This is a genomic window from Allobosea sp. 05T433, from assembly GCF_056396065.1.
On sequence record NZ_JBFTKS010000014.1, the window covers coordinates 1 to 12,180 of the forward strand.

General features: G+C 63.8%; 15 protein-coding genes and 1 pseudogene. 14 read left to right on the forward strand and 2 right to left on the reverse strand.

Going from position 1 to position 12,180, the window contains the following annotated elements:
• The 9 genes and pseudogenes from AC1DGP_RS19370 to AC1DGP_RS19410 all read left to right on the forward strand — a co-directional run.
• Positions 1–293: pseudogene (locus AC1DGP_RS19370) on the forward strand (outer membrane protein); the annotation flags it as partial.
• 44 nt (positions 294–337) lie between these two features.
• Positions 338–1,036, forward strand: coding sequence for a hypothetical protein (locus AC1DGP_RS19375; RefSeq protein ID WP_441506802.1), 699 nt, complete (start codon positions 338–340; stop codon positions 1,034–1,036).
• A gap of 138 nt (positions 1,037–1,174) precedes the next feature.
• Positions 1,175–2,617: a DUF1254 domain-containing protein gene (locus AC1DGP_RS19380; RefSeq protein WP_441506801.1), complete on the forward strand. Its 1,443-nt coding sequence runs from the start codon at positions 1,175–1,177 to the stop codon at positions 2,615–2,617.
• Between the two features lie 197 nt (positions 2,618–2,814).
• Positions 2,815–4,437: a DUF1254 domain-containing protein gene (locus AC1DGP_RS19385; RefSeq protein ID WP_476832430.1), complete on the forward strand. Its 1,623-nt coding sequence runs from the start codon at positions 2,815–2,817 to the stop codon at positions 4,435–4,437.
• A gap of 64 nt (positions 4,438–4,501) precedes the next feature.
• Entirely contained in the window at positions 4,502–4,858 is a 357-nt protein-coding gene (locus AC1DGP_RS19390) for an HdeA/HdeB family chaperone (protein WP_441491246.1), read from the forward strand.
• 107 nt (positions 4,859–4,965) lie between these two features.
• Entirely contained in the window at positions 4,966–5,187 is a 222-nt protein-coding gene (locus tag AC1DGP_RS19395) for a hypothetical protein (RefSeq protein WP_441506799.1), read from the forward strand.
• 151 nt (positions 5,188–5,338) lie between these two features.
• The gene (locus AC1DGP_RS19400; RefSeq protein WP_476826219.1) at positions 5,339–5,794 is read left to right on the forward strand and encodes a hypothetical protein; all 456 of its coding nucleotides are present in this window, start codon (positions 5,339–5,341) and stop codon (positions 5,792–5,794) included.
• Positions 5,795–5,909: 115 nt separating this feature from the next.
• Entirely contained in the window at positions 5,910–6,635 is a 726-nt protein-coding gene (locus tag AC1DGP_RS19405; protein WP_441506798.1) for an outer membrane protein, read from the forward strand.
• Positions 6,636–6,720: 85 nt separating this feature from the next.
• Positions 6,721–6,942 (forward strand): hypothetical protein, encoded by a 222-nt coding sequence (locus AC1DGP_RS19410; RefSeq protein ID WP_441506797.1) that lies wholly within the window; start codon positions 6,721–6,723, stop codon positions 6,940–6,942.
• A gap of 152 nt (positions 6,943–7,094) precedes the next feature.
• On the opposite strand, the gene AC1DGP_RS19415 is transcribed toward AC1DGP_RS19410, so the two are convergent.
• Entirely contained in the window at positions 7,095–7,382 is a 288-nt protein-coding gene (locus tag AC1DGP_RS19415; protein WP_441506796.1) for a hypothetical protein, read from the reverse strand.
• Between the two features lie 276 nt (positions 7,383–7,658).
• Here AC1DGP_RS19415 and AC1DGP_RS19420 point away from each other — a divergent pair, with 276 nt between their 5' ends.
• Together AC1DGP_RS19420 and AC1DGP_RS19425 are read left to right on the forward strand one after the other, a co-directional pair.
• On the forward strand, positions 7,659–8,312 hold the full coding sequence (locus AC1DGP_RS19420; protein WP_441506795.1) for a glutathione S-transferase family protein: 654 nt from the start codon (positions 7,659–7,661) through the stop codon (positions 8,310–8,312).
• 196 nt (positions 8,313–8,508) lie between these two features.
• Complete coding sequence (locus AC1DGP_RS19425; protein ID WP_441506794.1) at positions 8,509–8,955, forward strand: VOC family protein; 447 nt, start codon at positions 8,509–8,511, stop codon at positions 8,953–8,955.
• Positions 8,956–9,040: 85 nt separating this feature from the next.
• On the opposite strand, the gene AC1DGP_RS19430 is transcribed toward AC1DGP_RS19425, so the two are convergent.
• Positions 9,041–9,598 carry a TetR/AcrR family transcriptional regulator gene (locus tag AC1DGP_RS19430; protein ID WP_441491239.1) on the reverse strand — a complete coding sequence of 186 codons (558 nt, stop codon included), beginning with the start codon at positions 9,596–9,598 and terminating at the stop codon, positions 9,041–9,043.
• A 48-nt stretch (positions 9,599–9,646) separates the two neighbouring features.
• Here AC1DGP_RS19430 and AC1DGP_RS19435 point away from each other — a divergent pair, with 48 nt between their 5' ends.
• The 3 genes from AC1DGP_RS19435 to AC1DGP_RS19445 all read left to right on the forward strand — a co-directional run bounded on the left by AC1DGP_RS19435 (position 9,647) and on the right by AC1DGP_RS19445 (position 12,003).
• Positions 9,647–10,171: a dihydrofolate reductase family protein gene (locus tag AC1DGP_RS19435; RefSeq protein WP_441506793.1), complete on the forward strand. Its 525-nt coding sequence runs from the start codon at positions 9,647–9,649 to the stop codon at positions 10,169–10,171.
• A gap of 532 nt (positions 10,172–10,703) precedes the next feature.
• Positions 10,704–11,573 carry a thioesterase domain-containing protein gene (locus AC1DGP_RS19440; protein WP_476832431.1) on the forward strand — a complete coding sequence of 290 codons (870 nt, stop codon included), beginning with the start codon at positions 10,704–10,706 and terminating at the stop codon, positions 11,571–11,573.
• Between the two features lie 145 nt (positions 11,574–11,718).
• Positions 11,719–12,003: an acyl carrier protein gene (locus AC1DGP_RS19445; RefSeq protein ID WP_441506791.1), complete on the forward strand. Its 285-nt coding sequence runs from the start codon at positions 11,719–11,721 to the stop codon at positions 12,001–12,003.
• Positions 12,004–12,180 lie beyond the last annotated feature (177 nt).

The window sequence follows — 12,180 nt, forward strand, 5'->3', positions numbered from 1 at the left end:
TCGCGGGCAAGAGCAACCGCAGCGCGGTCAACGCGATGACGCTGCAGCCCTTCGTGAACTACAATTTCCACGGCGGCTGGTACCTGACCTCGTCCCCGATCATCACCGCCGACTGGGAGGCCGGCCATGGCGACCGCTGGACGGTGCCGATCGGCGGGGGCTTCGGACGGGTGTTCAAGATCGGCCATCAGCCGGTCAATGCGCAGCTCGCAGCCTATTACAACGTCGCAAAGCCCAGCGGAGCCGCCGATTGGCAACTCCGGGCCCAGCTCCAGTTCCTGTTCCCGAAATAGAGCCAGTAGACCGCACTAACGAATTCAAACGAAGGAAGTGCGCCATGCAAACCGCGCGAAATACAATCGCCCTATTCTTTCTTCATGCTGTCGCGGCTTCTGCCCTGACATTGATGTCCAACTCTGCATCAGCTCAGGCGACGCCGGCCGTTCCCCCGCATGTGCCGCTGCAGAAAGCGATCGGCACGCCCGCGAAGCCCGAACTCGTGCCGTCCTTATTTGTCCTGAGCGCGCGCGGCGCCACCTTGCAGGGCGGAAAGCTGGTGCTGAGCGGTCTGTCGCCGAACTCCATCGTCTTCGCCGACCGCCCGGTGAGGTCCGCTGGTCACGAACTCACGGCGCATATCCTTGAGGAGTGGCTGCCGGGCAACCAGAGCCCCGACAGCTTCTACAAGGACCCGCCGAACGCGACCGTGTCAGCTTTCACAAGGGATGGCTCGGGTATTCGCGACGCGGTTGTGGTCCTGAAAACACCAAAACTCGAAGGCGACCAGGTCACATTCGACGTCGACGTGATGGAGGGAGACCTTGCCGGCGGCGACGGCCCTGCGTCGATCTTCATCGACCTGATCGGCCGGCCATTTACGCCGTTGTCCTTCGCCGGCGTGGCGCGACGCAGCGCATTTCGAGGAGCCTATTACAGGGGCGCGGTTGCCGCCGGCGCGCTGGGTGCCGCAGCGTATTACGCCCCGTATGCCTATCGACCGGCCTGCGGATATTATCCGTACCCGCCCTGCTACTGACCCTCGGCTGTCGAATTCGATGTCCGCTCCAAGGATCGGTCATCCCTCCATTGTCAATCATCGCCGAGGTCGCGTAGCGTTAACGTGCGACCTACGCGCGCTTGACCACACGTTGCGAACCAAAAGGAAGCTCCTCACATGCTGACGAAACGCGATCTGCTTGGCTCTGCTGCGATGGCCGCATTCGCCGCCGCCACAGTGAGGTCCAGCCCCGTCTTTGCGCAGTCCAAGCCCGAATGGCCCAATGTCTTCGAGGCCAAGGACATCGCCGAGGAAGGCTTCATCTACGGCCTGCCGCTGGTAATGAACTATGCGGTCATGCAAGAGTTCGCCGTTGACAAGAACTCCGGCCAGTTCAAGGCACCGTTCAACCAAATCGAAAACCAGCACCACGTCGCCACCCCGGCGGACACGGCCGTAATCACGCCGAACAGCGACACCCCTTACTCGTTCATCTGGCTGGATTTGCGCGCTGAGCCGATGGTCGTTTCGGTGCCGGCGATCGAAAGGGAGCGCTACTACTCGGTCCAGCTCATCGACGGCAACACCTATAATTACGGCTATATCGGCACGCGCGCCACGGGCACGGAGCCCGGCGACTATCTCGTGGTCGGTCCCGACTGGAAAGGCGAAAAGCCGGCCGGGATCAAACAGGTCTTCCGATCGACGACGCCGTTCACACTCGCACTGATCCGCACCCAGCTCTTCAACCCCGGCGACATGTCAAATGTCGAAAAGGTCCAGGCCGGCTACAAGGCGCGCCCGCTTTCGGCCTTCCTCAAGCAGCCCGCCCCGGCGGCTGCGCCGACCATCGCCTTCGTTCCCGCCACCACGGCCGGGATCAAGGACAACTTCTTCGAGTATCTCGACGCGGCCCTGCAATTCATCCCCGAGACGGCGCGCGACACGGCGGTTCGTGCAAAACTTGCGAAGATCGGCATCGGTCCCGGCAAGACCTTCGCGTTCAAGGATCTCTCGCTCGAACACAAGGCCGCAATCCTGATCGCCATGAAGCAGGGCGACGACAAGGTCGACAAATGGCTGGCCAGCGGAAACAAGAACATCAACGGCTGGAATGTCGGCGCGTTCTTCGGCGACGAGGCCTTCTTCAACGGCGATTGGCTGATGCGGGCCGGCGCCGCCAAGGGCGGCCTTCTCGGCAACGATGCCGTCGAAGCCATGTACCCCTATACCCGGACGGATGCTGCCGGCGAGGCGCTCGACGGCAGCAAGCACAAATACACCATCACCTTCGCACCTGGCCAGTTGCCGCCAGTGAACGCGTTCTGGTCCGTGACGATGTATGACGGCAAGAGCCAGTTCCTGGTGAAGAACCCAATCAATCGCTACCTCATCAACTCTCCGATGCTTTCGGCGATGAAGAAGGACGCGGACGGCTCGCTGACGCTGTACCTCCAGAAGGACAGCCCCGGCGCCGACAAGGAAGCCAATTGGCTTCCGGCGCCGGATGACAAGATTTATCTCGTGATGCGCCTCTATTGGCCAAAGCCGACGCCGCCCTCGATCCTGCCGGCGGGCGCAGGGACATGGCAGCCGCCGGGAATCAAGCGGGTATCATGACGTAGAACGCATGCGCCGCGCCCGGCGCGGCGCACTGCCATCCGTATCCCTACGACCGACCGCCACAGCGGCGGCCATCGGCATCCTCAACGGATGCCGGGATGAAAAAGACGCAACCGCAGTGAGCAATGCGGTTGTGTGACCTTCTGAACGGACGAACTGCATCTTCATCGTTCTGACAAAGACGGGTATACGTCATGAAACTCCGCCAGAGTAAGCTTCCCTCAATTGCAGGCATCTTGGCCGCAACGCTCGCCGCCGGTGCAGGGTCAGCTATCGCCCAGGCGCCGATACCGCCGTCGCTCAGCACGCCGGACAAGGCCGAAACGCGTCTCGGCCCGCTCGAATTCAAGGACGGCGTGCCAAGCAAGGCCACGGCGGAGAAGCTCTACGACAACCTCGACTTCACCTACGCTTATCGTGCCTTCATGGACAACCTGCGGGGCGTCAGCATTCACGCGCTGCGCAAGGGCATGCACGACATCGGCGTGAAGGACAACGAGGTGCTCGTCTTCTCGCAGCTGATGGACGCCAAGTCGCTGTTCCTGACGGCCAACGCCGACACGATCTATGTCATGGGCTCGCTCGATCTGACAAAGGGCCCCGTGGTGATCGAGACGCCGCCCAAGTTTCTCGGCGCGGTGCAGGACGCCTGGTTCCGCTGGGTCGTCGACCTCGGAGTCCCTGGCCCCGATCGCGGAGAGGGCGGCAAGTACCTGATCGTGCCGCCGGACTACAAGGGTGAACTGCCGGAGGGCGGCTTCTTCATCTCTCGCGCGCGCACAAACACCATCGTGTGGTTCGGCCGGTCGTTCCTGGAGAACCACGGCGATCCCAAGCCGGTGGTCGAAGGCATCCGGAAATCGACCAAGGTCTACGCCTACGAACCGGGCGGCGTCGGCACTCCGGTCGCCGAGTTCCTGGCGGGCAAGGCCAGGCTCGGTCGGGTCACGCCTCCGCCGCCGACCGTGTTCCACGAAGGCAGCGGCAAGGTGATGAACACCATTCCGCCGAACGACTGGACATTTTACGAAATGYTCAACGAGATCGTGCAGCGGGAGCCGGCCACCTCGCTCGATCCGGAATTGATGGGACCGGTCGCCGCCATCGGCATTGTCAAAGGCAAGCCTTTCGCTCCCGACGCGCGCATGAAGAAGATCATGAGCGACGCGCTCGCGCTCGCCAACGCGACCTCCCGCACCCTGCTCATGAGTGCGCGCGATCCAAGCTGGTTCTACTATCCAAACTCGTCATGGCAGAACTATCTGTTCGAGACCGGCTACGAGTTCGAGACTCCCATTCCGTTGATCACGCCCGAGGGCGTCAAGCCCTTCCCGCCGACCGGCTATCGGACGATGGATGCGCGCGCGAACTTCTTCTACGGCGTGACCGGCATCACGCCCGGCATGGCGATGCGCCTGCCCGGCATCGGCTCGACCTATCTTTGGTCCATGCTGGATGCGAACAAGCAAAACCTCGACGGAGCCAAGACTTATACGGTGACACTGCCCAAGGGTATCCCGGAGGCGAACTTCTGGTCGTTCACCGTTTACGACAACATGACGCGGTCGATGCTGGACACGCCGCAGCGCTTCCCGCGCGCTGGCAGCCAAAGCTACCCGTCGCCGGCCGCAGAACCGAACGCCGACGGCTCGACAACTGTCTACTTCAGCCCGGCTCAGCCGGCCGGGGTGAAGCGCGGCAACTGGATCCAGACCATGCCCGGCAAGGGCTGGTTCACGGTCCTGCGCCTCTACAGCCCGCTCGAGCCGTTCTTCGCCAAGACCTGGCAGCCGAGCGAGATCGAGCTGGTGAAGTAGTCATTGCACCGGGAAATCGGTGGCACCTGTCCGCACCCCACACACTTCGAAATAGGAGATCATCATGTCCAGAATTCTTGCCGCCATGGCGGTATCGGTCGTCTGCGCAGCCTCGTCTGCGGCGACGGCCCAGGTTCCGCTCACCAGCTATGTCGATGCCAACGGCTTCATCGATGTTCAGGCCCTGACCTGCGCACAGCTGGCCGGAACCTTTCAGGAGGACGCCGATGCGCTCTCGGCCTGGTATAGCGGCTGGTATAACGGCCTCGCCAAGAAGCATTTCCTTGACCTGAAGAAGGGCAAGGTCGTCGAGCACGAGGTCATCGTGTACTGCAAGGCCAATCCCGGCAAGAAGATCATCGAGGCGCTTGCCGTCGTGTTCAAGGATGAGCGCGCCAAGCTGGGAATCGAGATGAAATAGGCGCCTGTTGGCGGGCGATCGGATCAGCAACGGGCGGGCGCTTGAATGGAGCGTCCCCCCTTGATGACATTGGCACATCTCCAGGCCCTCAATCGACAGGGAACGACATGAACACGCCTATCCTGGCTGGGATCGCAATATCGATTGGACTGATCCTGGCAGGCTGCCAGTCGTCGCAATCGCGGCAGGCACAGCTTGCCGCAATCTGTGCCGATCCCGCCAATCGGCAGCCCAAGACCTTCTACTGGTCGGAATGCCAGACACTGTATCCGTCGTCGGACCAGGCATTGCAGAAGGATTATCTGCTCGGCTCCGCCGTCGGCAACTAGATCATTGGACCGGATATCGTATCCAGTCCGATGATCTAACCCTTTGTCTTTGCATCGGCTTTGCCCCGAAAACCGCAATCCACTTTTCGGGCCGATGCTTTAAGTCCCGAACTCCTCCCTTCGCCGGTCAGACCTCCGACGCGCGCGGCGAATGCCGCTGCGTGCCGGCGTCAACACGCCGCCTAAGTCGAACCTATCTCTGGAGAATGTCATGACATCGCGCGTCGTCGCTGCGCTTGCAGTCTCGCTCGGGCTGGCCCTGGCCGGGTGCCAGTCCACGCCCCAGGCCGTGCAGCAGAAGGAAGATCTGCTCTCGGCCGCCGGCTTCGTTCCACAGCCCGCAAACACCCCGCAGCGCCTTGCGGCCATGAAAAAGCTGCCCCCCAACAAGTTCGTTCAACAGGCGAAGAACGCTGAGATCGTCTACGTCTACGCCGATCCCATCGTCTGCCAGTGCGTCTACTTCGGCAGCCAGGCGGCTTACGCCCAATTTCGCCAGATGGTCTTCGCGCAGAAATTGGCCAACGAGCAACAGATGACAGCGGTGATGAACCAGGACGCCTTCGATTTCGGGCCCTGGGGTGGGCCAGGACCATTCATGTACTGAAAGCGCTGTCGAATCTGAACTGAATAGACCCGAACTCCACGAAAGCTGATCGCCCGCACCCATTTGCGGGCCGGTGCATGCAATCGATCCGATATTCACGAAGGGCGCGTTGACGATGTCTACCTCATCTACAGTATTCGGTGCCGGACTTGCTTTCGCACTGTTCTCGTTCGCCGCGCAGGCTGCCGACCTGCCGTCGCGGCGGATCGAGCCTGCCATTCCCATGCCGCCTGCCTTCACATGGACCGGTTTCTATGTCGGTGCCCAGGCCGGCTGGGCGCAGACCAGAACCGAACTGACGCCGGGCGCCGTGATCGCCGGTCGGGCCGCCGTTGCTTCATTGCCGAGCCTGAACAGGGACGGCGCTACGGTCGGTCTGCTGGCGGGCTACAACTACCAGATCGGCCAACTTGTCCTCGGTGGCGAGATCGACGGCGCAGCCCTCATCACCGGCAAGCAGCGCTTCACCGCGCTGACCGGCGATTTCATCACCGCCCATACCAACTGGGCCGGCTCGGCCAGGCTACGCGTCGGTTATGCCTTCGACCGGTTCATGATCTACGCAACCGGCGGCCTCGCCTTGGCCGACGCCCAGTCGACGGTGACGGGCACGGGTTACTCCTATGGCGCAGGCGACAGCACCCGTCTTGGCTGGACGCTCGGCGCCGGCGCCGAATACGCCATCACGAACAACTGGATCGCTGGCCTGGAGTATCGGTACTCACAATTCCAGGAGGATACCTACACCTATCCGGTTAGCGTCGGCGGGCTCGGGATCGTCGGTTTCAAGCAGCAATTGAGCACCAACCAGGTTGTCGGGCGGCTGCTCTACAAGTTCTGACTCTCTCGACGACTTCCTCCGGGGCAGGCTGCGTGCCGGCCGTCGGAGATCCGTCCTCCCTCCAGTTCCGAAACGGGGCTACGACATGAAATATGCCATTTTCGGCTTGGGCGCCCTGGCTCTGGCCACCGCCCTCGCCCCGACAGAGGCCAGCGCCGTGGTTTGCGCACGCGGGGTCGTCCGGGCTGGTTGTGCCGGGCCCAATGGTGCGGTCGCGGTGCGACGCCCGGTTGCCCCGCGCGCCGTGGTCGTCACGCCGGCGCGCCGCGGCTGTACGATCATCAACGGCCGGCGCGTGTGTCGCTGATAGCGCGCTGCTGCATGGGCGAACGGCGCTCGCGCTAGCGGGCGATCCGGCTTCGACCGCGCCCTGCCTCACGGCGCCAGGCCATGCCAAGCCTGGAGCCTGAAGGACCACGGTGAGCCTCCGGTCGTCCGACGATCAGATCGTGGGTGCCATCACAGTTTCGGGGGAAGCCCAGCACGTTCGAAGACCGGCACCGACTCCGTCCTGCCGGCCAGCGAGCCCCCCGTCGGCACATCTTCGGCTGCTTGCCGGACGGCCTCTTCGGATTCCGTCAAGCCGTCCGGCGTGTCGTTGGCATCGCTGCCTTCGTCATGGATATTGGTGCGGTCGCTGACGCGACGGCCCGTGGTAGCCGGGTCCGCCTCGATCGGACTTTCGGTCGGAGCGAGCGTTGCGCGCTCGTCCTCGAGCAGCGCAGGGTTTTCGCGGGGCTTTTGCATGGTTTCCTCCTGTCGGGGAGGAAGCCGCCGGGGCGGGATTTGTTCCGGAATGGGCTCGGCGCGTGGAGCGCAAGCATCGCAATTGCCGATCGCGGAGCCGCCGGAGTCGGTGCTCGGGCATCGTGGCCAACGAAGCCGCCGACCGCCCTCGCCGCAACCTAGGCGGGAGTATTCCGCCGGAAAATACGGCGCGGTGACGCCATTCGGGGGTAGCGAACGGCCCCTCGACACTTAGTGTGGGGCGGGGTGCACCGTCCAACAAGCCGGAGCCTTGCAATGACCATCACCATCACCGCCTTTGAACGCTCCCCCGATCGCGGCAGAGGGCTGGCGCGTGACATGCGCGTTCGCTGGGCGCTCGAAGAAGTGGAGCAGCGCTACGACGTTCGCCTGCTTTCCTTGCCCGCGATGAAGGAGCCCGCGCATCGTGCGCTTCATCCCTTCGGGCAGATCCCGACCTATCAAGACGGCGATCTCGTCCTGTTCGAGTCGGGAGCGATCGTTCTCCATATCGCGGAGAGTCACCCGGGCCTGCTGCCCGCCGATGCGAACGCCCGTGCGGGCGCGATCGCATGGATGTTCGCCGCGCTCGCCACGGTCGAGCCACCGATCGTCGAGCGCAGCATGGCGGTGCTCCTGGAACGCGACAAGCCCTGGTACGAGGCGCGCCTGCCTGGCCTCGAGGATCGGGTCCGTGTCCGGCTCGGCGAGCTTTCGCAGCGGCTTGGCGAGGCCGATTGGCTCGATGATGGGTTCAGCGCCGGCGACCTGATGATGGTGACGGTGCTGCGCCGGTTGCACGGCTCGGGCCTCCTCGAGGAATGTCCAAACCTCTCAGCCTATGTCGCCCGCGGCGAAGCCCGGCCCGCCTATCAGCGCGCCTTCGCGGATCAGCTGGCGGTCTTCACCGCCATCCAGCCGCCCGGCTGATGAAGACCCCGCGGCCGGTCGGTTCCCACATTGGCCGCTCCGGCCGGGACATTGGTGGGCCGGCCTCGGCCCCGCCGAAGATGTTGCGCTGCGACGCCATGGGGATGACGCAGATGCTGCGCATCATCCGCCATGACGCGTTCCTCGGGATTACAGCTGGGCGCGCGTCAATGCTGCAATCAGACAGGAGACGACCATGAAGATCGTGACCAGCCTGAGCTTCCAGGGCCAGTGCCGCGAGGCGTTCGAGTTCTACGCCAAGGTCCTGGGCGGAAAGATCACCGCCGCCATATCCTATGGCGACGCGCCTCCGGGCATGCCGATCGCGGACGAGAAGTTCAAGACCTGGCTGATGCATTGCTGGCTCGAGGTCGGCGACCAGGCCTTGATGGGCGCCGACATGGACGTCAAATGGGCTCCCAATATCGACAAGCCGAAGAACGGCTTCGACGTCACCCTGCACAGCGACGACAATGCCAAGGCAAAGGGCTGGTTCGAGCAATTGTCGGAAGGCGGCAAGGCCGTCATGCCGTTCAGCGAGACCTTCTGGTCGCCCGGCTTCGGCTCGCTCGTCGACAAGTTCGGCGTGCCCTGGATGATCAACACCATCCCATCGGCCGGCTGGAAGCCGCCGCAGGGCTGATCCTTCGGACGAGGCGACAGCCAGGACATGAGCGGAGACTTGGTGCCGGCCCGCGTCCGGGGACCTCCCCTGGTGCGGCCGGTGGTCATCTCACCCCTCTGACCCACTCCTCCAACACGCGTCTGATCGCCTGTTCCGCCGGCGCGTCACGCGTGAAGGCCCACCATGTATGCGCGCCTTGCCAGAGGCTCGCCATCTGCCACCCGAGGCGTTCGCCCCGCGTCCGGTCGCTCGAGAGGCGGCGGCCGAGGATTTCGGCGAGGCGACGGCCCCAGGCCGCGCCGCGGCTGCGCAGCGCGGGATTGCGGATGTCTTCCCTCAGCAGCAGCAGGCCGTTGGTGGCGTCGCGTTCCGCGGTTTCGGACGGCATCAGCCGGATCAGAAGGTCGATCGCGCCCTCAGGCGTCGGCGGTGCCTCAGCGTCCGCCGCCTCGGTCTCCGCGTCGAGCCGGTCCCAGGCGTGCAGGAGAATAGCCTGAACCAGGGCCTCGCGATTGCCGTAGCGCTGCACCAGCGTCGCCGGGGAGAGGCCGCAGGTCTTCGCGGCGCGGGCGAAGGTGAGACCGTCGGGGCCCGTCTCCAGCATCGTCCCGAGAAGTGTCTCGAGAACCTGCTCGTCAGGGATCGTTTTGCGTCTTGCCATGGTAATATATAAACGTACGTTCGTTTATTATTCAACGGAGAAGCCGCCATGGCCAGGATTCTGGGATATATCGCCGCCAGCCTCGATGGGCGGATCGCCACCGAGGACGACAATCTCGACTGGCTGTTCAAATACGACGACATGAACCTCGGCGAGCACGACTACCGCAGCTTCCTCAAGCGCATGCGCACCGTGGTGATGGGGCGGAGCACCTATGATTTCGTAGCGGGAGACGCTTCCGCCTGGGCCTATGGGGACAAGCGCGTCATCGTCGTCACATCGCGGACGATCGACGATCCGAAGGGTCCGCTGGAGGTCCGCAGCGACGTCGATGCGCTGATCCACGAACTTCGCGGGCTGGACGACGGCGACGTCTGGATGCTGGGCGGCGGGCAGCTGCAGATGGCCTTCCTCGAGCGCGGCGCACTCGACGAGATCGAGATCTATGTCATCCCGGAAATGCTCGGTGGCGGCCGGCCGCTCTTTCCACTCACCGGCTTTCGGGCGAGCCCGACGCTCATCAGCGCGCAGGCGGTCGACAAGGGATGCGTGCGGCTGCACTACCGGTTCTAGACGCATCGCCGAGGCCAGATCGCAAGTTCCGATGCCCCTGCGGTCGGCCGGGAACCAGACGCTCTGGCAAGGGAGTCCGACGGCAGTCACAGCTGACACCGCTCCTTCTACATCGCCTTTCCGCAAAGGCGTTTTGCGCTGAATTGGCATGAGCGCGATCGTCCAACACGATGCAAATAGTGATGGAATCCTCGATGGCCATCTGATCGCGCTCTACAGAATAGGCCCCGGACAGAAGTCGGAGAGACCTGTCTAACCGCGTTCTGCGCGGGCTCGCGAAGTGCGCCGACACAGGCCGCAGCCTCGATCGAGACCCGCTATCATTCAAACGCATGATGAAGCGGTTCTAGTGGCATCCGATAAATGCCCCTAACCTTAGGCGGGGCTGGCCATGGTTTCGGAGTCATTTCAAGCACCGGCGTCAGGTCGAGAAAGCCGGAGTGATGCAAAGCGCGCCGGTGTTTCCATCGGGCAAAACGTCTCTGACTACACTTCGAATCGCGATTTTCTTCCTCTTCGTCAAGACGAACGCATGGGGAAGAACCCTGCCGGCGCACCCGCGGTCGCCCCCCTGGGCAGCGTCACCGGGACGGATAACCCTCCCATCCTGTTCCTGCTCCCGGGGTCGGTCGGTTACGGCCCGGGCCTGGCGGCCTTCGCCGCGGCCATGGGCAAGGTCACCCGGGTGGTCCCGATCAAATACCCCGGTCTGCGGATGATATTGAGCGGACAGAACACGCTCGCCGCCATGGCGGCCGACGCGATCCAGCAGATCGGCCGGGCCCAGCCCTCGGGCGATGTTCGCCTTCTCGGCCATTCGCTTGGTGGCGCCGTTGCTTACGAGGTCGCGCAGCGGCTGCTCAGCGCCGGACGGTCGGTCAGGTTCCTGGGATTGCTGGACACGAGCCTCGAGGGCGAACGAAGCAAGTATCGGGAGATCATCACCCGCACGTTCCATCGAATACGGACCAATCGCGTGGCGGCCTCCCGGATGGCCTGCCGCGCCCTTGCGAAGGGGACGGCCGCGATGGGCCACGAAGCGCGCCTGGCGGGGATGCTCGACCGCTATACCAAGGAGCAGTTCAATGCGACCTGCTTCAGAATCCAGCTGGAGCTGCAGGAGGTCTTGCGGGCCCGCGCCTTCTTCGCGTGGCTGGCCGAGCCGAAGCAGCAGCTGCCCCTGGCAGGCACGCTGTTCCGCTGCAAGCGGGAGGGAATGACGAGGGAGCTCGGCTGGGACAGCGCCCTGGCGGGCGTGGAGGTCATCCCGATCGCAGGCGGCCATCTCGACCTCGTCATGGAGCCCCATCTCTCGGCGAACCGCCCCCTGATCGAGCAGGCCGTGGCGCTGAGCTATTCGCCAGCCGCGTCCCACCTGCACGAGCGGAGATTGCCGACGTGACCGCGCCAGCACGACCTCTGGCCGCCGCCGAAGGCCGACCGTCTCGGGCGGGGTCGCAACTCCTTCCCCAGCGCTTTGGATCACGCCGTCCGATCGCGGCGCATCCGCCCAAACAGCAGGTTCTGAATTGAGCACGAGGCCAATGATGATCATCGAGAAGACAAGCGATATTTACACGGGGGCCATTCGCGCATTCCTGGCGGCAAATTTCTTCCTGGACGATGCAGATGATCTGGAGGCCAGCGCCTCGCTCCTCGAGCATGGCATCATGGATTCGACCGGGGTGCTCGAGGTTGTCGGCTTCATCGAGCACACATTCGGGATTACCGTCGAGGATAGCGAAATCCTGCCCAGGAACCTCGATTCCATCCAGGCGATCGCACATTTCGTCACCCGCAAGAAGAACGGGCAGTCGGCACTGGAGCTTTGAGCCGGAGCTCGGGCCGCCGCACGGCAGGGCCAGAGCGAGCGACCTCGTGCGGCCAGTCGGCATGCTCCCCCCGGCGAACTGGCCCATCCATGCGAAGCCGAGCAAGATGCTGGGGGCGATCGCCAGCCCCCCTGCGAGGCGCGCCAGCATTCAAAGCGATCTTGCAGGTCCCGCGCA

Bases quoted from the DNA above. Each gene is read 5' to 3' on its own strand.
- AC1DGP_RS19375 (WP_441506802.1), top strand. From the start codon at position 338: ATGCAAACCGCGCGAAATACAATCGCCCTATTCTTTCTTCATGCTGTC.
- AC1DGP_RS19380 (WP_441506801.1), top strand. From the start codon at position 1,175: ATGCTGACGAAACGCGATCTGCTTGGCTCTGCTGCGATGGCCGCATTC.
- AC1DGP_RS19390 (WP_441491246.1), top strand. From the start codon at position 4,502: ATGTCCAGAATTCTTGCCGCCATGGCGGTATCGGTCGTCTGCGCAGCC.
- AC1DGP_RS19395 (WP_441506799.1), top strand. From the start codon at position 4,966: ATGAACACGCCTATCCTGGCTGGGATCGCAATATCGATTGGACTGATC.
- AC1DGP_RS19400 (WP_476826219.1), top strand. From the start codon at position 5,339: ATGCCGCTGCGTGCCGGCGTCAACACGCCGCCTAAGTCGAACCTATCT.
- AC1DGP_RS19405 (WP_441506798.1), top strand. From the start codon at position 5,910: ATGTCTACCTCATCTACAGTATTCGGTGCCGGACTTGCTTTCGCACTG.
- AC1DGP_RS19410 (WP_441506797.1), top strand. From the start codon at position 6,721: ATGAAATATGCCATTTTCGGCTTGGGCGCCCTGGCTCTGGCCACCGCC.
- AC1DGP_RS19415 (WP_441506796.1), bottom strand. From the start codon at position 7,382: ATGCAAAAGCCCCGCGAAAACCCTGCGCTGCTCGAGGACGAGCGCGCA.
- AC1DGP_RS19420 (WP_441506795.1), top strand. From the start codon at position 7,659: ATGACCATCACCATCACCGCCTTTGAACGCTCCCCCGATCGCGGCAGA.
- AC1DGP_RS19425 (WP_441506794.1), top strand. From the start codon at position 8,509: ATGAAGATCGTGACCAGCCTGAGCTTCCAGGGCCAGTGCCGCGAGGCG.
- AC1DGP_RS19430 (WP_441491239.1), bottom strand. From the start codon at position 9,598: ATGGCAAGACGCAAAACGATCCCTGACGAGCAGGTTCTCGAGACACTT.
- AC1DGP_RS19435 (WP_441506793.1), top strand. From the start codon at position 9,647: ATGGCCAGGATTCTGGGATATATCGCCGCCAGCCTCGATGGGCGGATC.
- AC1DGP_RS19440 (WP_476832431.1), top strand. From the start codon at position 10,704: ATGGGGAAGAACCCTGCCGGCGCACCCGCGGTCGCCCCCCTGGGCAGC.
- AC1DGP_RS19445 (WP_441506791.1), top strand. From the start codon at position 11,719: ATGATCATCGAGAAGACAAGCGATATTTACACGGGGGCCATTCGCGCA.